Below are 19,336 nucleotides of genomic sequence, written 5' to 3'. Positions count from 1 at the left end.
TATGGTGCAAATTTAATTTTTTAATAGAACGGAAACAAACTTTTAATTTCATTATACTATAAAAGTTATCAAAAGAAGCCTAAAGATTTTTTATAAATTATAAGAATCCTAAAATTTAGCTCTTAAATCCGCCCGATTGGTCTAAAAAAAAAGCAAAAAAAAAAGGATAAACTATAAATAGCTTATCCTTAATTTTATTGAATATGTATTTTCATAACTATTCAGCAGCATCAGTAGTTGTTTCAGTATCGGCAGCTGGAGCTTCAGTAGCTTCATCTGCTTTTTTAGCTTTACCACCACGACGGCTTTTAGCTTTTTTAACTTCTTTTTTACCTCCGTTGTAAAGTTCATTAAAATCTACAAGTTCAATCATTGCCATATCAGCATTATCTCCCAAACGATTTCCAACTTTAATGATACGTGTGTATCCACCTGGACGGTCTCCTACTTTTGCAGCTACGTCTCTGAACAAGTCAGTTACAGCGTATTTGCTACGTAAATAAGCAAAACAAATACGACGATTGTGAGTAGTATCTGATTTTGATTTTGTAATTAAAGGCTCAACAAATTGTTTAAGCGCTTTTGCTTTAGCAACAGTAGTGTTAATACGTTTGTGCTCTATAAGAGAACAAGCCATATTAGCTAACATAGATTTTCTATGTGCTGTCTGTCTGCTTAAGTGATTGAATTTTTTTCCGTGTCTCATGACGTGTATTTTTATACTTTCATCTTGATTCTATCCGCTTTGGAGATCAAAATATGAAGTAATTTATTCTTTATCTAGTTTGTACTTAGCTAAATCCATTCCGAAGGTTAAATTCTTAACAGCTACTAGTTCGTCTAGTTCTGTCAAAGATTTTTTACCAAAATTACGGAATTTCATTAGGTCATTTTTATTAAAAGATACTAAATCTCCAAGTGTATCAACTTCAGCCGCTTTCAAACAATTTAATGCTCTAACAGATAAATCCATATCAACAAGCTTAGTTTTAAGCAATTGTCTCATATGCAAGGACTCTTCATCATAAGATTCTGTTTGTGCAATTTCATCGGCCTCAAGTGTAATTCTTTCATCAGAGAACAACATGAAGTGGTGAATTAAAACTTTAGCAGCTTCAGTTAAAGCATCTTTTGGATTAATAGAACCATCAGTTTTAATTTCAAAAACTAATTTTTCGTAATCTGTTTTTTGCTCTACACGGAAGTTTTCTATTGCATATTTTACATTTTTTACCGGGGTAAAAATTGAATCTGTAAATATGGTTCCAATTGCAGCATTCTGTTTTTTGTTCTCTTCAGCAGGAACATATCCTCTACCTTTCTCGATTGTTAAGTCAAGATTCAGTTTGATTTTACTATCTAAATTACAGATAACTAGTTCTGGATTCAAAACTTGAAAACCTGAGATGAATTTTTGAAAATCTCCAGCTGTTAATTGATCTTTACCGGTTACAGAAATAGTAACTGCCTCATTATCTATATCTTCGATCTGACGCTTGAAACGTACTTGTTTTAGATTTAGAATGATTTCGGTAACATCTTCAACAACTCCTGAAATAGTAGAAAACTCATGATCTACACCTTCTATGCGAACAGATGTAATTGCATAACCTTCTAATGCTGAAAGCAAAACTCTTCTAAGTGCATTACCAACGGTTAATCCATATCCTGGTTCTAAAGGTCTGAATTCAAACTTTCCTTCAAAATCAGTTGAATCAATCATGATAACTTTATCGGGCTTCTGAAAATTAAATATTGCCATAAATTTCGACTAAGTCAATTATTATTTGTTGTACAACTCTACGATTAATTGTTCTTTAATGTTTTCTGGAATCTGTAGTCTAGCAGGCACAGAAACAAAAGTACCTTCTTTAACATCGTTGTTCCAAGTAATCCATTCATAAACATGACTTGAATTAGATAAAGAACGTTCGATAGCTTCTAATGATTTAGACTTTTCACGAACAGCAACTTTATCACCAGGTTTAAGGTGGTAAGAAGCAATATTTACAACATCACCATTTACAGTAATATGTCTATGAGAAACAAGTTGTCTAGCGCCTCTACGAGATGGAGCTATCCCCATTCTGAATACTACGTTGTCTAATCTTGCTTCACACAATTGTAAAAGAACTTCACCAGTAACACCTTTAGTAGCTGATGCTTTTTTGAATAATCCTCGGAATTGTTTTTCTAAAATTCCGTAAGAATATTTAGCTTTTTGCTTCTCCATTAATTGGATTGCATATTCCGATTTTTTTCCTCTTTTTTTAGCCATCCCGTGTTGTCCAGGTGGGTAACTTCTTCTTTCGAATGCTTTGTCATCTCCGAATATTGCTTCGCCAAATTTACGAGCAATTCTAGTTTTTGGACCAGTATATCTTGCCATTTCAAAAATTAAATTAAGGTAGAGATTATGAATTCAGGTCATATCCTTCGATAATCGTATATTCTACCTAGTTATACTTAAATATTTTATTAAACTCTACGTCTTTTTGGAGGACGACATCCGTTGTGAGGCATTGGAGTAACATCGATAATCTCTGTAACTTCAATTCCACCGTTATGTAAAGAACGGATAGCAGACTCACGTCCATTTCCTGGTCCTTTTACATAAACTTTCACTTTTTTAAGTCCTGCTTCAAGAGCTACTTTACTACAATCTTCTGCTGCCATTTGGGCTGCGTATGGAGTGTTCTTTTTAGAACCTCTAAAACCCATTTTACCAGCTGAAGACCATGAAATAACTTCACCTTTTTTGTTTGTCAAAGAAATGATGATGTTATTGAAGGTAGCAGAAATATGAGCTTCTCCCGTTGATTCAACGATAACTTTACGTTTTTTTGCAGTTGCTTTAGCCATATTACTTATTATTTAGTTGCTTTTTTCTTGTTAGCAACAGTTTTTCTTTTACCTTTTCTAGTTCTAGAGTTGTTCTTAGTTCTTTGTCCTCTTAAAGGAAGACCAGTTCTATGACGAATTCCTCTGTAACAACCAATATCCATTAAACGTTTGATGTTTAATGAAACTTCAGAACGTAATTCTCCTTCAATTTTGAATTCTGATACGGATTCACGGATTGCTCCAATCTCATCATCATTCCAGTCTTGAACTTTTTTGTCTTGGCTTACTTGAGCTTTCTCTAAAATCTCAATAGCTCTACTTTTTCCTAATCCGAAGATGTAGGTAAGTGCTATAACACCTCTCTTATTTTTTGGGATATCTACCCCTGCTATTCTTGCCATAATTATCCTTGTCTTTGTTTAAATCTAGGATTCTTTTTGTTTATAACGTATAATCTCCCTTTTCTACGCACAATTTTGCACTCGGGACTTCTCTTTTTTACTGATGCTCTAACTTTCATAGTGAATATCCTTTAATATCTATAAGTAATTCTTGCTTTTGACAAATCATAAGGGCTCATTTCTAACTTCACTTTATCACCAGGTAATAATTTGATATAATGCATACGCATCTTTCCAGAAATATGAGCAATTACAATATGTCCATTCTCTAATTCTACACGGAACATCGCATTGGATAATGCTTCAATTATGGATCCGTCTTGTTCTATTGCTGATTGTTTTGCCATAAAATTAAGCTACTGCTTTTCTATTTTTTCCACTTTTCATTAAACCGTCATAATGCTTATTTAACAAATATGAATTGATTTGTTGAATTGTATCTATTGCAACACCAACCATAATGATTAATGAGGTACCCCCAAAAAACATTGCCCAGGATTGTTGCACATCCATAACACTTACAACAATCGCTGGAAACACAGCTATTAAAGCAAGGAATAAAGATCCTGGAAAAGTTATCAAAGACATCACTTTATCTAAAAACTCCGAAGTTTCAACACCTGGTCTAACACCAGGAATGAATCCGCCACTTCGTTTAAGATCGTCTGACATTTTGTTGGTAGGAACTGTTATTGCGGTATAAAAGAATGTAAATACAACTATTAAAGTCGCAAACAAAAGATTGTACCAAAAACCGAACATATTACTAAAAGCGCCAGCAATGGATTGCGATGCATCTGATTTTGATAACCCAGCAACAGCAGCAGGAATAAACATAATTGCTTGAGCAAAGATAATAGGCATAACTCCAGAAGCATTTAGCTTTAAAGGAATCCATTGTCTATTTCCACCCATTAGATCTTGTTCATAATCCCCCGAAGTAGTACGACGTGCATACTGAACTGGTATTTTTCTAATTGCCATAGTCAATAAGACACAAGCAACGATAACTAAAAGCCATATAATAATCTCGATAACCAATAACATTGGTCCACCGTTATTGTTGGTAACTCTAGTTGTAAATTCTTGTATAAATGCTTGAGGAAATCTTGCAAGTATACCAACCATAATTAAAAGAGATATACCATTTCCAATTCCTTTATCAGTTATTTTTTCTCCTAACCACATGGCAAATATTGTACCCGTAACTAAGATAACTACTGAAGAAAATAAGAATTCAAAAGAATTAAACCCTAATAAAAATGCACTACCAGGTAAGGTTTTGTATAGATTATAAATGTACGTAGGACCTTGAAGTAAAGTAATTCCAATGGTCAACCAACGTGTTATTTGATTAATCTTTTTTCTTCCACTCTCTCCATCACTTTGTAGCTTTTGCAAGTAAGGAATAGCAATTCCCATTAGCTGTACTACAATTGAAGCAGAGATATAAGGCATAATTCCTAGGGCAAAAATAGACGCTTTGGAAAAAGCACCACCAGTAAACATGTCTAGTATAGATCCAATACCACTTTTGGTTTGACCTGCTAAACTGTTTAATTGTGTTGCATCAATTCCAGGAAGCGTAACGTGTGCTCCAAATCGATAAACTAAAAGCAGACCCAATGTGATTAGGATTCTGTTTTTTAGTTCCTCGATTTTCCAAACATTACTTATTGATTCAATAAATTTCTTCATAAATTGAAAAATTATATTGTTACAGCTTCTCCTCCAGCGGCTTCAATAGCAGCTTTTGCAGTAGCGGTAAATTTGTGAGCGGTTACTTTTAATTTTGCTTTTAATTCTCCTCTTCCTAAAATCTTAACGATCTCATTTTTAGTAGCTAAACGGTTTGCCACAAATGTTGTCATATCGACAGTATCTGTAATAATACCATTATCTACTAGTAGTTGAATTGTATCCAAATTAACACCTTCGTAATCTTTACGATTGATGTTTGTGAAACCAAACTTAGGCACACGTCTTTGAAGTGGCATTTGCCCTCCTTCAAAACCAATCTTTTTAGAATATCCAGAACGAGATTTTGCTCCTTTGTGTCCTCTTGCAGAAGTACCACCTTTTCCAGAACCTTCTCCTCTACCTAATCTTTTATTTTGATTGTGTGTTGACCCTTCAGCTGGTTGTAAGTTACTTAAATTCATAACAGTATTTGTTATTTAGCTTCTTCTACAGAAACTAAGTGTTTAACTTTGTTTATCATCCCAAGGATTGCAGGGTTGGAATCATGTTCTACAACTTGACCCATTTTACGTAGACCTAAAGCCTCTAATCCTCTTTTTTGATCAAGTGGACAGTTGATTTTACTTCTAACTTGTTTTACTAATAATTTAGCCATAATTTCCTTGAATTAACCTTTAAAAACTTTTTCTAAAGAAATGCCTCTTTGTTTTGCAACACTGTAAGCGCTTCTCATTTGTAATAAAGCATCAAATGTTGCTTTAACTACGTTGTGAGGATTTGATGATCCTTGAGATTTAGATAATACATCGTGAATCCCTACTGATTCAAGAACTGAACGAACAGCTCCACCAGCAATAACTCCTGTACCATGAGAGGCAGGAATTAAGAATACACGTGCACCACCAAATTTACCTTTTTGTTCGTGTGGTACTGATTGTCCATTTAAAGGAATTTTTACTAAATTTTTCTTAGCATCTTCTACTGCTTTCGCAATTGCTTCAGAAACATCTTTAGATTTCCCTAATCCATGACCAACAACACCATTCTCATCACCTACAACTACAATAGCAGAAAAACCAAATGCTCTACCTCCTTTTGTAACCTTAGTAACACGATTAACACTTACCAATCGATCTTTTAATTCAAGACCAGTTGGTTTTACTAGCTCTACATTCTTGTATTTATTAGACATACTATATTAGAATTTAAGTCCAGCCGCTCTTGCGCCTTCTGCTAATGATTTAATACGACCGTGGTATAAATAACCTCCTCTATCAAAAGTTACCACTTCAATTCCCGCTTTTAATGCTTTCTCTGCAATTAGTTTTCCAACTGCTGTAGCAAGTGCAACGTTCGTACCTTTTTCTATTTCTTTTTCTCTTGAAGAAGCAGCTAACAAAGTAACTCCATTTACGTCATCAATAAGTTGCGCGTAGATTTCTTTGTTACTTCTAAAAACAGATAGTCTTGGATTAGCAGCTGTACCGCTAATTGTTTTTCTAATTCTGAATCTAATTCTCTGTCTTCTTTCAGGTTTTGTTAATGACATAATCTCTTATTTTTTAAGCTGATTTACCTGCTTTTCTTCTTAATACTTCACCCACAAATTTAACACCTTTTCCTTTATATGGCTCTGGTTTGCGGAAACCTCTGATTTTGGCCGCAACTTGACCTAAAAGTTGTTTATCAATTGATGTTAATTTCACAATTGGGTTTTTTCCTTTTTCAGATATTGTCTCAACGATTACTTCTGGAGCAACATTTAAAACAATATTATGAGAATATCCAAGAGCTAAATCTAGTTTTTGACCTTGATTAGAAGCTCTATAACCAACACCTACCAATTCCAAAGATTTTGTAAAACCAGTAGTCACACCTAAAATCATATTGTTAATTAATGATCTGTATAAACCGTGCTTAGCTCTTTGGTCTTTGTGATCCGATGATCTATCAACTTGAACTTGATCACCTTCAACTGTAACAGTAACGTCCGAAAACTCCTGAGTTAGTTGACCATTTTTTCCTTTTACCGTAATAATACCGTCCTTAACTTCAACAGTTACTCCAGCAGGGATTACAATTGGACTTTTACCTATTCTTGACATCTTATAGTCTTTTTATTAGTATACGTAACAAATTACCTCTCCACCAACGTTAAGTTGTTTTGCTTTTTTTCCGGTCATCAAACCTTTTGAAGTGGAAACGATAGCAATTCCTAATCCGTTAAGGATTCTTGGAATAGAAGAAGAACTTGAATATTTACGTAAACCTGGTTTACTAATTCTTTGGATATCTTTAATTACGGACTCTTTAGTATCTTTATCATACTTCAAAGCAATTTTGATTGAACCCTGAACAGCGTTGTCTTCAAATTTGTAACTTAAGATATAACCTTGATCAAATAAGATCTTAGTTATTTCTTTTTTTAGATTAGATGCAGGAATTTCGACAACTTTGTGGTTTGCAGCCACAGCGTTTCTAACCCTTGTTAAATAATCTGCAATAGGATCTGTATACATATGTATATATTTGCGGTTATGGTTTTTTTCAGACTTTCTGAAAAACCTTTAACCAATTAAAATTCAATTTTCTACCAACTGGCTTTTTTAACACCTGGTATCAATCCATTGTTAGCCATTTCACGAAATGTTACACGTGAAATACCGAATTGACGCATGTACCCTCTTGGTCTACCGGTTAATTTACATCTGTTGTGCAAACGAACTGGCGAAGCGTTTTTCGGTAGTTTTTGCAAACCTACGAAATCTCCAGCTTCTAACAAAGCTTTTCTTTTCTCAGCATATTTTGCTACCGTTTTTTCTCTCTTAACCTCACGGGCTTTCATTGATTCTTTAGCCATATCTTAATTCTTTTTAAAAGGTAATCCCAATTCAGTCAACAATGATTTCGCTTCCTTATCTGTCTGAGCAGTAGTCACAAAAGTGATATCCATCCCAGAGATTTTGTTTACTTTATCAATATCAATTTCTGGAAAAATGATTTGCTCTAATACTCCAAGGTTATAATTTCCTCTTCCATCAAAACCTGTAGCTTTTATCCCACTAAAATCTCTTACACGTGGTAAAGCAGAAGTAATAAGTCTATCTAAAAACTCGTACATTCTTTCTCCACGCAAAGTTACTTTTGCTCCAATTGGCATTCCTTTTCTTAATTTAAAAGACGCAACGTCTTTCTTAGAAATAGTAGATATTGCTTTTTGTCCAGTAATTTTAGTCAACTCATCAACTGCATAGTCAATTAGTTTTTTATCGGATACTGCTGCACCAACTCCACGGCTTAAAACGATTTTTTCCAATTTTGGAACTTGCATTACGTTTACATATCCGTACTCTTCTTTAAGAGCAGAGATAACTCTACTCTTATATTCTTCTTTCAATCTAGGTATATACGCCATTACTATAGTACTTGATTAGATTTTTTTGAAAATCTTACTTTCTTATCTCCTTCAATTCTAATACCTACTCTAGTTGTTTCCTTAGTTTTAGGATCAATTAGAGAAATATTAGACACTTGAATAGAAGCTTCTTTTTTTACAATACCACCTTGAGGGCTTTTTGCACTTGGTTTCGTGTGTTTTGAAACCATATTTACACCTTCAACAATAGCCTTGTTTTTCTCACGGTCAACACGTAAAACTTTACCTTCTGCACCTTTATGGTCTCCAGCTATTACTCTTACGATGTCACCTGTTTTTATTTTTAGCTTTATCATCTTAAAACGAATTAAAGCACTTCTGGTGCTAATGATACAATTTTCATGAATTGTTTTTCACGAAGTTCTCTTGCTACCGGTCCAAAAACACGAGTTCCTCTCATTTCTCCTGCAGCATTCAAAAGAACACATGCATTGTCATCGAAACGGATATAAGAACCATCGGCTCTTCTCACTTCTTTTCTGGTACGTACAACAACTGCAGTTGAAACAGCTCCTTTTTTAACGCTTCCGTTTGGAGTTGTATCTTTGATAGAAACCACAATCTTGTCACCAACAGAGGCATACCTTCTTTTGGTACCTCCTAAAACACGGATAGTTAAAACTTCTTTAGCTCCTGTGTTATCTGCTACTTTTAGTCTTGATTCTTGTTGTACCATAATTATTTAGCTCTTTCTAGGATTTCAACTAATCTCCAACATTTAGATTTACTTAAAGGACGCGTTTCGCTAATTCTTACAGTATCTCCAATGTTACAGTCGTTTGTTTCGTCGTGTGCAACATATTTTTTTGTTTTCAACACGAACTTACCGTATAACGGGTGTTTTACTTTACGTACTTCTGCAACAACAATAGATTTATCCATTTTGTCTGAAGTTACAACACCAACTCTTTCTTTTCTTAAATTTCTTTTTTCTTCCATCTTTCAGCAGATTACAATTATTGTAACTCTCTTTTAGTAAGTTCTGTAGCTAATCTAGCAACTGTTCTCCTTACACTTCTAATTTGAAGTGGGTTCTCAATTGGAGAAATAGCGTGAGCCATTTTTAGGTCGGCATATGCCTTCTTAGTTTGACTAAGTTTTTCTTGCAACTCCGCTGCAGAAAGATCTTTTATTTCTGATTGTTTCATAATATAATATAGATTATGCTTCGAAATCTCTAGCAACAACGAATTTAGTTTTTACTGGAAGCTTTTGTGCCGCAAGACGTAACGCCTCTTTTGCAACAGACAAAGGTACTCCTCCAATTTCAAACATAATTCTTCCGGGTTTAACAACGGCAGCCCAATACTCAACTGCTCCTTTTCCTTTACCCATACGTACCTCAAGAGGTTTCTTAGTAATTGGTTTGTCTGGAAATATTTTGATCCATAATTGTCCCTCTCTTTTCATGAAACGAGTTGCTGCAATACGTGCAGCTTCTATTTGACGAGAAGTTAGAAACATTCCATCTTCATGTACCGATTTAATACCAAACATTCCATTAGAAAGTTCATGCCCTCTTCCAGAGTTCCCTTTCATTTTACCCTTTTGTACCTTACGGTATTTTGTTCTTTTAGGCTGTAACATTTTTCTTTAATTTAAAAATTACTTTCTTTTACGAGCGTCTGGTTTTCCACCTTTATTAAAGTTGGATTTTCCTCTATGAGAATCTCCACCTTTTCCACCAGATTGTTTTTTATCCATTCCAGCTAGTGGCGAAAGATCTCTCTTTCCGTAAACTTCACCTTTCATGATCCACACTTTGATTCCCATTCTACCATAAGTAGTATGTGCCTCAGCTAATGCGTAATCAATATCAGCTCTAAAAGTTGACAAAGGAACTCTTCCTTCTTTGAAACCTTCTGAACGAGCCATCTCAGCACCATTCAAACGACCAGAAATCAAAACTTTGATACCCTCTGCGTTCATACGCATTGAAGCAGCAATAGCCATTTTGATTGCACGTCTGTATGAAATACGACTTTCGATTTGACGACAGATACTTGTTGCAACTAAATAAGCATCAAGTTCAGGTCTTTTGATTTCAAAGATGTTGATTTGAACCTCTTTGTCTGTAATTTTCTTAAGTTCTTCTTTCAACTTGTCTACCTCTTGTCCACCTTTTCCGATAATAATACCAGGTCTAGCTGTAGTGATAGTAACGGTTACAAGTTTCAAAGTTCTCTCGATAATTACCTTTGATACACTAGCTTTTGATAAACGAGCATGGATATACTTTCTGATTTTATAATCTTCGGCAATTTTATCACCATAATCATTTCCACCATACCAGTTTGAGTCCCATCCTCTGATGATACCAAGTCTATTTCCAATTGGATTTGTCTTTTGTCCCATCTTGTATTAAATTGCTTGTGTGTTATTAATAGATCCAAGCACGATTGTTACGTGGTTAGAACGTTTTCTAATTCTGTGTGCACGACCTTGAGGTGCTGGACGAAGTCTTTTTAACATCATTCCACCATCTACTCTGATCTCCTTAACAAATAAACTAGCTTCTTCTAAACTAGCTTCACTATTTTTTTGCTCCCAGTTGTTGATTGCAGATAATAATAGTTTTTCTAATTTTCTTGAAGCTTCTTTAGAACTAAATCTTAAGATGTTAAGTGCTCTCTCTACCTTCTGACCTCTTACCAAGTCCGCTACTAAGCGCATTTTTCTAGGTGAAGTAGGGCAGTTATTCAATTTCGCGAAAGCAATAGACTTATTAGCCTCTTTTCTCGCATCTGCTGTTTCTCTTTTACGAACTCCCATTGCTTCTTATTTTTTACCTTTATTTTTTGCTCCAGCATGACCTCTAAAAGATCTAGTTGGTGAAAATTCTCCTAATTTGTGACCTACCATGTTTTCTGTTACGTAAACTGGTACAAATTGACGACCGTTATGAACTGCGATAGTTTGTCCAACAAAGTCCGGAGTAATCATTGAAGCTCTAGACCATGTCTTTACCACTCCTTTGTTTCCACCTGCTATGTTTTCTTGAACTTTCTTGTCTAACTTATAATGAACGAAAGGTCCTTTTTTTAATGAACGTGCCATATCTTATTATTTCTTTCTACGTTCTACGATATACTTGTTACTCGGGTTTTTCTTAGAACGTGTTCTATAACCTTTTGCTGGTATTCCATTTCTTGAACGTGGATGTCCACCAGAAGAACGTCCTTCACCACCACCCATTGGGTGATCGACAGGGTTCATTGCAACAGGTCTTGTTCTAGGTCTTCTACCTAACCATCTTGTTCTACCTGCTTTTCCAGATACAACTAATTGGTGGTCTGAATTAGAAACCGCTCCAATTGTAGCCGAACAGGTCAACAAGATTAATCTTGTTTCTCCAGATGGCATTTTAATTGTTGCATATTTTCCATCTCTTGCCATTAATTGAGCAAATGTACCAGCTGAACGAGCAATTACAGCTCCTTGACCTGGACGTAACTCAATGCAAGAGATTACTGTTCCTAAAGGAATTTTACTCAAAGGCAATGTGTTACCAATTTCAGGTTGTGATTCTGGACCTGAAACTAATTTCTGACCAACTTTCAATCCGTTTTGAGCAATAATATATGTTTTTTCACCATCAGCATAAGCTAATAAAGCGATAAACGCAGTACGATTTGGATCGTATTCTATAGATTTAACCGTAGCTGGAATTCCTTCTTTAGTACGTTTAAAATCAATAATACGATATCTCTGCTTGTGACCACCACCCGTATAACGCATGGTCATCTTTCCTTGACTATTTCTACCTCCAGAGTTTTTTATCGGCGCTATCAAAGAGCGTTCCGGCTTATCAGTTGTAATAGCGTCATAACCATTCACAACTCTAAATCGCTGACCTGGGGTAATAGGTTTTAATTTTCTTACTGACATTTTTCTATCTTAGATATTGTTGTAAAAATCAATTGTTTCTCCTTCTTGTACTTGAACAATTGCTTTTTTGATCGCATTTGTCTTTCCACTGATTAAACCACTTTTAGTGTATTTTGTAGTTCTATCTGGTCTTACATTCATTGTATTAACACTCAAAACAGTTACACCATAGGCAGCCTCAACAGCTTTCTTGATCTCAATTTTGTTTGCATTTTTATTAACAACGAACCCAAAACGGTTTAAAACTTCACTTTCTTTGGTTACTTTTTCCGTTACTATAGGTTTAATTATGATACTCATATCCTATTATTTACTTAAATTTTCTTCAATTACTTCCAAAGAACTCTCCAAAAGCACTAAATTAGTAGCGTTCAATATAGCATAAGTACTTAATTCTAAACTACTTACCACTTTTGACGTTTTTAAATTTCGTGAGGACAAATATACGTTTTTATTTGCATCACCCAACACAAATAAAGACTTTTTATTCTCTAACTCTAAAGCTTTCAAAACATTAATGAAATTTTTAGTGTTTGGAGCTTCAAAATTAAAATCTTCAAGTACAATAATACTTGCGTCTTTTGCCTTCATTGAGAAAGCTGATTTTCTTGCCAAACGCTTCAAGCCTTTATTCAATTTAAATGAATAACTTCTTGGTCTTGGTCCAAAAACAGTTCCTCCTCCTTTAAACAAAGGGTTTTTTGCACTACCCGCACGAGCAGTACCTGTTCCTTTTTGTTTTTTAATCTTACGTGTACTTCCCGCAACTTCAGCTCTTTCTTTAGCCTTGTGCGTTCCTTGTCTTTGATTAGCTAAATATTGCTTAACATCAAGGTATACAGCGTGATTATTTGGTTCAATTGCGAATACTGAATCCGAAAGTTGTACTTTTCTTCCAGTATCTTTTCCGTTGAAATCTAATACTTTTACTTCCATTACTTGTGAATGATTACATAAGAGTTGTTATGTCCAGGAACACATCCTTTAATAACAAGTAGATTCTTTTCAGTAACTACTTTTAAAACTCTAAGGTTTTGAACGTTTACATTTTCTCCTCCCATTCTTCCAGCCATACGCATTCCTTTGAATACTCTTGACGGATAAGATGAAGCCCCTACAGAACCTGGTGCTCTCAAACGGTTATGTTGACCATGAGTTGCTTGACCAACACCACCAAAACCGTGACGTTTTACAACCCCTTGAAAACCTTTACCTTTAGAAACACCTTGTACATCTACAAATTCTCCTTCTACAAACATAGAAACATCTAAAAGATCTCCTAATTTTTGTTCAGTTGCAAAATTTTGGAATTCAACGACTTTTTTCTTAGCAACAGTTCCTGCTTTAGCAAAGTGACCTAATGCCGCTTTTGAGGAATGTTTCTCGTTTTTGTCATCGAAACCAAGTTGCAACGCTTCGTACCCGTCAACACCTTTGGTTCTGACTTGGGTAACAACACATGGACCAGCTTCGATTACTGTACAAGGAATGTTTTTCCCGTTTTCATCGAAAATACTTGTCATGCCGATTTTTCTACCAATTAACCCAGACATAAATATTAATTATTAATTATTAAATATAAAAATAGAACACATCATTTAAATGAAAGCCTAATTTTAAAGAGGTGCAAAAGTATAACTTATTTACACACAATCCAAAAAAAGTTTTCATTTAAACAAAGTGCCCTTTTCTCTTTTGTAGTTACTTAAACTTTAATCTCTACTTCAACTCCACTAGGCAATTCTAATTTCATTAAAGCATCAATTGTTTTAGATGAAGATGAATAAATATCAATTAATCTCTTGTATGACATTACTTCAAATTGTTCTCTCGCTTTTTTGTTAACGTGTGGAGAACGCAATACTGTAAAAAGTTTTTTGTGAGTTGGCAATGGTATTGGACCTGTAACCACTGCACCGGTAGTTTTTACCGTTTTTACAATCTTTTCAGCAGACTTGTCTACCAACATGTGATCGTAAGATTTTAATTTTATTCTGATTTTTTGACTCATTTTCTTAAAGATTAAGCGTTTCCTTTTGCTTTTTTAATAACCGCTTCAGATATGTTTGAAGGCGTTTCTGCGTAGTGTGAAAATTCCATTGTTGAAGTTGCACGACCTGAAGACAACGTTCTTAATGTAGTAACATATCCGAACATTTCTGATAATGGCACATCTGCTTTAATAGTTTTAGCTCCATTTCTGTCTCCCATGTCATTAACCTGACCTCTACGACGGTTAATATCTCCTACAATATCCCCCATGTTTTCTTCTGGTGTAATTACTTCCATTTTCATGATTGGCTCTAGAATTACAGCACCAGCAGCTTTTGCTACTTCTCTATAACCCATTCTTGCTGCCAATTCAAACGAAAGTGCATCCGAATCCACTGGGTGAAAAGATCCATCCAATAAAGTTACTTTCAAACTATCTACTTGATATCCTGCTAAAGGACCTGTTTTCATAGCTTCTCTGAAACCTTTTTCAACAGAAGGAATATACTCCTTAGGAACGTTACCTCCTTTTACAGCATTAATAAATTGTAAACCTACAGCAGCTTTACCATCAACTTCATCAGCAGGCTCTAACTTAAACACGATATCCCCGAATTTACCACGACCTCCAGATTGTTTCTTGTATGTTTCTCGGTGTTGAGCAGATTTTGTAAAAGCTTCTTTGTATTCCACTTGAGGCTCTCCTTGATTTACTTCAACTTTAAATTCGCGACGCATTCTATCTACCAAGATATCTAGGTGAAGCTCACCCATTCCAGAGATAATAGTTTGTCCTGAAGCCTCATCTGTTCTAACAGTAAATGTTGGATCTTCTTCTGCTAATTTAGCTAAAGCCATACCCATTTTATCTACGTCAGCCTTAGTTTTAGGCTCAATAGCAATACCAATTACTGGCGCAGGGAATTTCATTGACTCAAGTATAATTGGGTGCTTTTCGTCACACAAAGTATCTCCAGTTTTAATATCTTTAAATCCAACTGCTGCTCCAATATCTCCAGCTTCGATGTACTCGATTGGATTTTGTTTATTAGCATGCATTTGGTAAATACGTGAAATTCTTTCTTTGTTTCCGGAACGTGTGTTCAAAACATAAGAACCTGCATCTAAACGTCCTGAATAAGCACGGAAGAAAGCCAAACGACCCACGAAAGGATCTGTAGCAATCTTAAAAGCTAAAGCAGCAAATGGCTCTTTAACATCTGGCTTACGCAAAATTTTAGTTTGATCTTCTTCTAATAATTCAGCATCATCAGGATGAATTCCTTCAATACCGTCTTTGTCCATTGGCGATGGCAAGTACTTACATACAGCATCAAGCATGAATTGAACTCCTTTGTTTTTGAAAGAAGAACCCGCAATCATTGGAATGATTGCCATATCCATTACTGCAGCACGTAAAGCAATGTTAATCTCCTCTTCTGTAATAGACTCCGGATCTTCCATGTACTTATCGAGTAAGTTTTCATCATAATCAGCAACTGCCTCAATAAGAATGTCTCTATACTCTTTAACTTCATCCACCATATCCGCAGGTATATCTACAACTTCATAAGTCGCTCCCATCCCTGCATCATCCCAAACAATAGCTTGGTTTCTTACTAAATCCACAACACCTCTGAAATCATTCTCTTCACCAATTGGCAAAGTGATTGCAACTGCGTTTGATTTTAACATATCTCTTACTTGTTGACAAACCATCAAAAAGTTAGAACCTTGTCTATCCATTTTGTTAACAAAACCAATACGAGGCACTCTATATTGATCCGCAAGTCTCCAGTTAGTTTCTGATTGTGGCTCTACACCATCAACAGCACTAAACAAGAAAACCAAACCATCCAATACACGTAAAGAACGGTTTACTTCAACTGTAAAGTCAACGTGTCCAGGAGTATCAATAATATTAAAGTGATACGGTAACGTCTCAGGTAAAACTTTACCTTGAGTAGTTGGAAAATTCCATTCACAAGTTGTTGCTGCAGAAGTAATTGTAATACCTCTTTCTTGCTCTTGTGCCATCCAGTCCATTGTTGCAGCACCATCGTGCACTTCACCAATTTTGTGTGATTTTCCTGTGTAGAATAATATACGCTCTGTTGTTGTTGTTTTACCAGCATCAATATGAGCAGCAATTCCTATATTTCTTGTATATTTAAGTTCTCTAGCCATTTCTTAAGAATTAAAATCTAAAGTGAGAGAAAGCTTTGTTTGCTTCTGCCATTTTGTGAGTATCCATTCTTTTCTTAACCGCAGCACCTTCTTCTTTAGCCGCAGCTAAACATTCAGAAGCCAATCTTTGCGCCATGGATTTTTCGTTTCTTCTTCTTGAATAAAGAATCAACCATTTCATAGCCATCGAAATTTTTCTGTCTGGACGGATTTGCATCGGAATTTGAAAGGTAGCTCCACCTACTCTACGACTACGTACTTCTACGTGAGGCATAACGTTTGTTAAAGCATCTTTCCAAATTTCTAATGATGGTTTTTCTGCATCTTGCTTTTTAGATTCTATAATGTCAATTGCATCATAAAAAACTTTAAAAGCTGTTGATTTTTTACCATCCCACATTAAGTTATTCACAAAACGGGTTACCAATTGGTCATTAAACCTTGGATCTGGTAAAAGTGGTCTTTTCTTTGCCGCTCTTTTTCTCATGTCTTTTTTTTAATAAAATTTTATCTCTAAAACAAAATAGCAATTTATTTCATTTTAAAAACAACTTTTAAATTACTTTTTTGCTTCTTTTGGGCGTTTAGCACCATACTTAGATCTTCTTTGCGTTCTTCCAGCAACACCTGACGTATCTAGTGCTCCACGAACGATGTGATATCTAACTCCTGGTAAATCTTTTACCCTTCCACCCCTAACTAATACTATCGAGTGCTCTTGTAAATTGTGTCCTTCACCTGGGATGTAAGCATTTACTTCATTACCATTTGTCAAACGTACACGCGCTACTTTACGCATTGCAGAGTTTGGTTTTTTTGGTGTTGTAGTGTAAACACGCGTACAAACCCCTCTTCTTTGAGGACAAGAATCTAAAGCAACCGATTTACTCTTCTTAGTTATCTGAGTTCTTCCTGTTCTTACTAATTGTTGAATTGTTGGCATAATTAATACTAAAAATTTATTATGTATATTTAATTCCCGCTTTTTACGGGGTTGCAAATGTATAAAATATTTTTTACAGAACAAACGTTAATCCATTAATTTTCAACAACATTATTTATGATTTTGTTTTTAATGGCCCAAATTAGAAATTTATAGTACTTTTATAAAAAAAGAAACTTGAAAAAACTGCTTCCATTTATTTTGCTTTATTTTTTTTATGGGAACTGCTATTCGCAAAATTTTGAGCTAAAGATAATGGGCTCCAGTCCATTAGAAACCAAAACTATAGACTCTTTAGGCTACCTCAAATTGCATCAAAACCTGAGCTCTGCAACTAATTCTATCCATAAGATCACGCAAGAACTGCAAAAAAGTGGCTATATAGAGAACCAAGTTCTGAAATCCCAAAAAATTAACGATAGCAGCTACCAAGTCCATCTGAAACTTGGAAGAAAAATAAAGCAACTACAGATTTTTGTGGAAAAGGATATACTGACTGATAATTTATTTTTAAATAAAAGAAAGGACAGTATTATCTTACCAATTACTGATTTAGATGTTTTTGTACAAAATACACTACACCAATTAGAAGACGAGGGATACCCGTTGAGTAAAATTCATTTTGTTCCTACTCACATCAAAGGCAAGACCTTGCACACGCAACTTAAAATAAACACCAATGTCCAAAAAAACGTGGACGACTTATTGCTAACAAGTCTGGATGGTTCGCACAACAAATTTCCGTCAAGTCATTTGTTTCAAATCAAAAAAAAATATCTCCACAAAAAAATCACTAAAAAACGCATCCGTAAGATTCATAATGAATTTAAAGAACTCCGCTTTATCAACACCCTGAAGTATCCCGAAATTTTATTCCTTAAAGACACCACCAAACTATATGTTTATATAGAAAAAAATAACGCCAATAGGTTTGACGGTTTTATTGGATTTAACAACAATGCAGACAATAAATTAAAAATAAATGGTTACTTAAATTTAAATTTAGAGAACACCATACATTCTGGAGAATCTTTTATGCTGTTATGGAAAAATGATGGAAACAAACAAACCGCATTCAAAACAAGCTTAGAGATCCCTTATATATTCAAATCTAGATTTGCTATACGTTCTGAATTAGGAATCTTTAAACAAGATAGTATTTTTCAAAACACCAAAATAGAACTCAACTTAGGATACCTATTAAATTACAACACTAAACTATATCTTGGCTACGCAACCACAACCTCTAGCGACATCCAAAATCAAAATAGCGCTACGATTACAGATTACAAAAACATTTTTTACAAATTAAATTTTGAATACACCAAAAAAGACTCCAATAACGCCCTATTTGAAACAGAAACAAGCTTTTTGGTTCGGTGCGGAATTGGCCAAAGAAACAACCCTTTAGAAAACAACACCTTAAACCAAAGCAAGCAATATTTTATTGAATCCGAAAGTTCTTACAATCTACACCTATCTAGCAATACCTATTTTAATCTACGAAACAAGAGTTACATTTTGCATAGCAAACACTACCTAGATGCTGAACTATACCGCTTTGGCGGTATTAATTCTATCCGAGGGTTTGAAGAAGGTATACTGCAAGCAAACCAATATTTTTTGTTTTTGACCGAATACAACTACATCGCCAATAACAAGCTAAAACTACATACCATACTGGATTACAGCTTGTTAAAAAACAACCACCTACCTAAAAAACAAACTACACTTTTGGCATTGGGAGCAGGTATAACAATCAAAAACAAGGATAGTTTTTTAAAAATATCTCTGGCAAATGGAAGTGAAAAGATCCAATCCGTTAGGTTCAAAAATAGCTTACTTCATTTTAGCTATTTAGTTAAATTTTAGAATGTTAAAAATAAACATCATTTAATTAGGAATGTTAACAAAATATTAAGAGATTAGCAGTACTAATTCAAA

At 34.7% G+C, this 19,336-nt stretch carries 33 protein-coding genes; 1 reads left to right on the top strand and 32 read right to left on the bottom strand.

The window, feature by feature from the left end; genetic code table 11:
- Window positions 1-217: 217 nt before the first annotated feature.
- The 32 genes from rplQ to rpsL all read right to left on the bottom strand — a co-directional run bounded on the left by rplQ (window position 218) and on the right by rpsL (window position 17,392).
- Window positions 218-706 (bottom strand): 50S ribosomal protein L17, encoded by a 489-nt coding sequence (gene rplQ, locus LB076_RS05330; protein ID WP_066334060.1) that lies wholly within the window; start codon window positions 704-706, stop codon window positions 218-220.
- A 63-nt stretch (window positions 707-769) separates the two neighbouring features.
- A complete protein-coding gene (locus LB076_RS05325) occupies window positions 770-1,762 on the bottom strand; it encodes a DNA-directed RNA polymerase subunit alpha (protein ID WP_066334061.1) in 993 nt (330 codons plus the stop codon).
- 21 nt (window positions 1,763-1,783) lie between these two features.
- Window positions 1,784-2,389 carry a 30S ribosomal protein S4 gene (gene rpsD / locus LB076_RS05320; protein ID WP_066334062.1) on the bottom strand — a complete coding sequence of 202 codons (606 nt, stop codon included), beginning with the start codon at window positions 2,387-2,389 and terminating at the stop codon, window positions 1,784-1,786.
- 89 nt (window positions 2,390-2,478) lie between these two features.
- Entirely contained in the window at window positions 2,479-2,862 is a 384-nt protein-coding gene (gene rpsK, locus LB076_RS05315; protein WP_024981527.1) for a 30S ribosomal protein S11, read from the bottom strand.
- 8 nt (window positions 2,863-2,870) lie between these two features.
- On the bottom strand, window positions 2,871-3,245 hold the full coding sequence (rpsM, locus tag LB076_RS05310) for a 30S ribosomal protein S13 (protein WP_066334063.1): 375 nt from the start codon (window positions 3,243-3,245) through the stop codon (window positions 2,871-2,873).
- 2 nt (window positions 3,246-3,247) lie between these two features.
- Window positions 3,248-3,364, bottom strand: coding sequence for a type B 50S ribosomal protein L36 (gene ykgO, locus LB076_RS13610; protein WP_008992256.1), 117 nt, complete (start codon window positions 3,362-3,364; stop codon window positions 3,248-3,250).
- A 12-nt stretch (window positions 3,365-3,376) separates the two neighbouring features.
- Window positions 3,377-3,592, bottom strand: coding sequence for a translation initiation factor IF-1 (gene infA / locus LB076_RS05305; protein WP_007136545.1), 216 nt, complete (start codon window positions 3,590-3,592; stop codon window positions 3,377-3,379).
- 4 nt (window positions 3,593-3,596) lie between these two features.
- The gene (gene secY, locus LB076_RS05300; protein ID WP_066334066.1) at window positions 3,597-4,943 is read right to left on the bottom strand and encodes a preprotein translocase subunit SecY; all 1,347 of its coding nucleotides are present in this window, start codon (window positions 4,941-4,943) and stop codon (window positions 3,597-3,599) included.
- A gap of 11 nt (window positions 4,944-4,954) precedes the next feature.
- Entirely contained in the window at window positions 4,955-5,407 is a 453-nt protein-coding gene (gene rplO, locus LB076_RS05295; protein ID WP_066334070.1) for a 50S ribosomal protein L15, read from the bottom strand.
- A gap of 11 nt (window positions 5,408-5,418) precedes the next feature.
- The gene (rpmD, locus tag LB076_RS05290) at window positions 5,419-5,601 is read right to left on the bottom strand and encodes a 50S ribosomal protein L30 (protein ID WP_026707002.1); all 183 of its coding nucleotides are present in this window, start codon (window positions 5,599-5,601) and stop codon (window positions 5,419-5,421) included.
- 12 nt (window positions 5,602-5,613) lie between these two features.
- Window positions 5,614-6,138 carry a 30S ribosomal protein S5 gene (rpsE, locus tag LB076_RS05285; RefSeq protein ID WP_066334072.1) on the bottom strand — a complete coding sequence of 175 codons (525 nt, stop codon included), beginning with the start codon at window positions 6,136-6,138 and terminating at the stop codon, window positions 5,614-5,616.
- 6 nt (window positions 6,139-6,144) lie between these two features.
- The gene (rplR, locus tag LB076_RS05280) at window positions 6,145-6,495 is read right to left on the bottom strand and encodes a 50S ribosomal protein L18 (RefSeq protein WP_066334074.1); all 351 of its coding nucleotides are present in this window, start codon (window positions 6,493-6,495) and stop codon (window positions 6,145-6,147) included.
- A gap of 13 nt (window positions 6,496-6,508) precedes the next feature.
- Window positions 6,509-7,051 carry a 50S ribosomal protein L6 gene (gene rplF / locus LB076_RS05275; protein WP_066334076.1) on the bottom strand — a complete coding sequence of 181 codons (543 nt, stop codon included), beginning with the start codon at window positions 7,049-7,051 and terminating at the stop codon, window positions 6,509-6,511.
- A 15-nt stretch (window positions 7,052-7,066) separates the two neighbouring features.
- On the bottom strand, window positions 7,067-7,465 hold the full coding sequence (gene rpsH / locus LB076_RS05270; protein ID WP_026707006.1) for a 30S ribosomal protein S8: 399 nt from the start codon (window positions 7,463-7,465) through the stop codon (window positions 7,067-7,069).
- Window positions 7,466-7,536: 71 nt separating this feature from the next.
- Window positions 7,537-7,806, bottom strand: a complete 270-nt coding sequence (gene rpsN, locus LB076_RS05265) for a 30S ribosomal protein S14 (protein ID WP_026707007.1) — start codon at window positions 7,804-7,806, stop codon at window positions 7,537-7,539.
- 3 nt (window positions 7,807-7,809) lie between these two features.
- Window positions 7,810-8,361: a 50S ribosomal protein L5 gene (rplE, locus tag LB076_RS05260; protein WP_066334078.1), complete on the bottom strand. Its 552-nt coding sequence runs from the start codon at window positions 8,359-8,361 to the stop codon at window positions 7,810-7,812.
- 2 nt (window positions 8,362-8,363) lie between these two features.
- Window positions 8,364-8,678, bottom strand: coding sequence for a 50S ribosomal protein L24 (rplX, locus tag LB076_RS05255; RefSeq protein ID WP_066334082.1), 315 nt, complete (start codon window positions 8,676-8,678; stop codon window positions 8,364-8,366).
- A gap of 11 nt (window positions 8,679-8,689) precedes the next feature.
- Window positions 8,690-9,058, bottom strand: a complete 369-nt coding sequence (rplN, locus tag LB076_RS05250; protein WP_007136556.1) for a 50S ribosomal protein L14 — start codon at window positions 9,056-9,058, stop codon at window positions 8,690-8,692.
- Between the two features lie 2 nt (window positions 9,059-9,060).
- On the bottom strand, window positions 9,061-9,321 hold the full coding sequence (rpsQ, locus tag LB076_RS05245; RefSeq protein ID WP_016989323.1) for a 30S ribosomal protein S17: 261 nt from the start codon (window positions 9,319-9,321) through the stop codon (window positions 9,061-9,063).
- A gap of 17 nt (window positions 9,322-9,338) precedes the next feature.
- Window positions 9,339-9,530, bottom strand: a complete 192-nt coding sequence (gene rpmC, locus LB076_RS05240) for a 50S ribosomal protein L29 (protein WP_035668115.1) — start codon at window positions 9,528-9,530, stop codon at window positions 9,339-9,341.
- A 13-nt stretch (window positions 9,531-9,543) separates the two neighbouring features.
- A complete protein-coding gene (gene rplP / locus LB076_RS05235) occupies window positions 9,544-9,969 on the bottom strand; it encodes a 50S ribosomal protein L16 (protein ID WP_066334088.1) in 426 nt (141 codons plus the stop codon).
- 18 nt (window positions 9,970-9,987) lie between these two features.
- Window positions 9,988-10,737, bottom strand: coding sequence for a 30S ribosomal protein S3 (rpsC, locus tag LB076_RS05230; protein ID WP_066334091.1), 750 nt, complete (start codon window positions 10,735-10,737; stop codon window positions 9,988-9,990).
- A 6-nt stretch (window positions 10,738-10,743) separates the two neighbouring features.
- Window positions 10,744-11,154 (bottom strand): 50S ribosomal protein L22, encoded by a 411-nt coding sequence (rplV, locus tag LB076_RS05225; RefSeq protein WP_066334094.1) that lies wholly within the window; start codon window positions 11,152-11,154, stop codon window positions 10,744-10,746.
- Between the two features lie 6 nt (window positions 11,155-11,160).
- The gene (gene rpsS / locus LB076_RS05220; RefSeq protein WP_007136562.1) at window positions 11,161-11,439 is read right to left on the bottom strand and encodes a 30S ribosomal protein S19; all 279 of its coding nucleotides are present in this window, start codon (window positions 11,437-11,439) and stop codon (window positions 11,161-11,163) included.
- A gap of 6 nt (window positions 11,440-11,445) precedes the next feature.
- The gene (gene rplB / locus LB076_RS05215; RefSeq protein ID WP_026707014.1) at window positions 11,446-12,270 is read right to left on the bottom strand and encodes a 50S ribosomal protein L2; all 825 of its coding nucleotides are present in this window, start codon (window positions 12,268-12,270) and stop codon (window positions 11,446-11,448) included.
- 9 nt (window positions 12,271-12,279) lie between these two features.
- Window positions 12,280-12,570, bottom strand: coding sequence for a 50S ribosomal protein L23 (gene rplW, locus LB076_RS05210; RefSeq protein WP_066334096.1), 291 nt, complete (start codon window positions 12,568-12,570; stop codon window positions 12,280-12,282).
- Window positions 12,571-12,576: 6 nt separating this feature from the next.
- A complete protein-coding gene (gene rplD / locus LB076_RS05205; protein ID WP_066334098.1) occupies window positions 12,577-13,206 on the bottom strand; it encodes a 50S ribosomal protein L4 in 630 nt (209 codons plus the stop codon).
- Window positions 13,206-13,823 (bottom strand): 50S ribosomal protein L3, encoded by a 618-nt coding sequence (gene rplC / locus LB076_RS05200; protein WP_066334100.1) that lies wholly within the window; start codon window positions 13,821-13,823, stop codon window positions 13,206-13,208. The genes rplD and rplC overlap by 1 nt, the downstream gene beginning before the upstream one ends.
- Window positions 13,824-13,975: 152 nt before the next feature.
- Window positions 13,976-14,281: a 30S ribosomal protein S10 gene (rpsJ, locus tag LB076_RS05195; RefSeq protein WP_007803605.1), complete on the bottom strand. Its 306-nt coding sequence runs from the start codon at window positions 14,279-14,281 to the stop codon at window positions 13,976-13,978.
- Window positions 14,282-14,292: 11 nt separating this feature from the next.
- Window positions 14,293-16,449 (bottom strand): elongation factor G, encoded by a 2,157-nt coding sequence (fusA, locus tag LB076_RS05190; RefSeq protein WP_066334103.1) that lies wholly within the window; start codon window positions 16,447-16,449, stop codon window positions 14,293-14,295.
- A gap of 10 nt (window positions 16,450-16,459) precedes the next feature.
- On the bottom strand, window positions 16,460-16,936 hold the full coding sequence (gene rpsG, locus LB076_RS05185; RefSeq protein WP_035668130.1) for a 30S ribosomal protein S7: 477 nt from the start codon (window positions 16,934-16,936) through the stop codon (window positions 16,460-16,462).
- A gap of 72 nt (window positions 16,937-17,008) precedes the next feature.
- Complete coding sequence (rpsL, locus tag LB076_RS05180; protein ID WP_007136570.1) at window positions 17,009-17,392, bottom strand: 30S ribosomal protein S12; 384 nt, start codon at window positions 17,390-17,392, stop codon at window positions 17,009-17,011.
- Between the two features lie 255 nt (window positions 17,393-17,647).
- On the opposite strand from rpsL, the gene LB076_RS05175 reads away from it, so the two are divergent.
- Window positions 17,648-19,264 (top strand): BamA/TamA family outer membrane protein, encoded by a 1,617-nt coding sequence (locus LB076_RS05175; RefSeq protein WP_141672824.1) that lies wholly within the window; start codon window positions 17,648-17,650, stop codon window positions 19,262-19,264.
- The last annotated feature ends 72 nt before the right edge of the window (window positions 19,265-19,336 follow it).

Origin of the sequence: Flavobacterium crassostreae, from assembly GCF_001831475.1 — a bacterium.
In the GTDB taxonomy this organism is placed as follows: Bacteria; Bacteroidota; Bacteroidia; order Flavobacteriales; family Flavobacteriaceae; genus Flavobacterium; species Flavobacterium crassostreae.
Note: the sequence above shows the minus strand (reverse complement) of the source record. Positions and strands in the feature narration are given on the sequence as shown.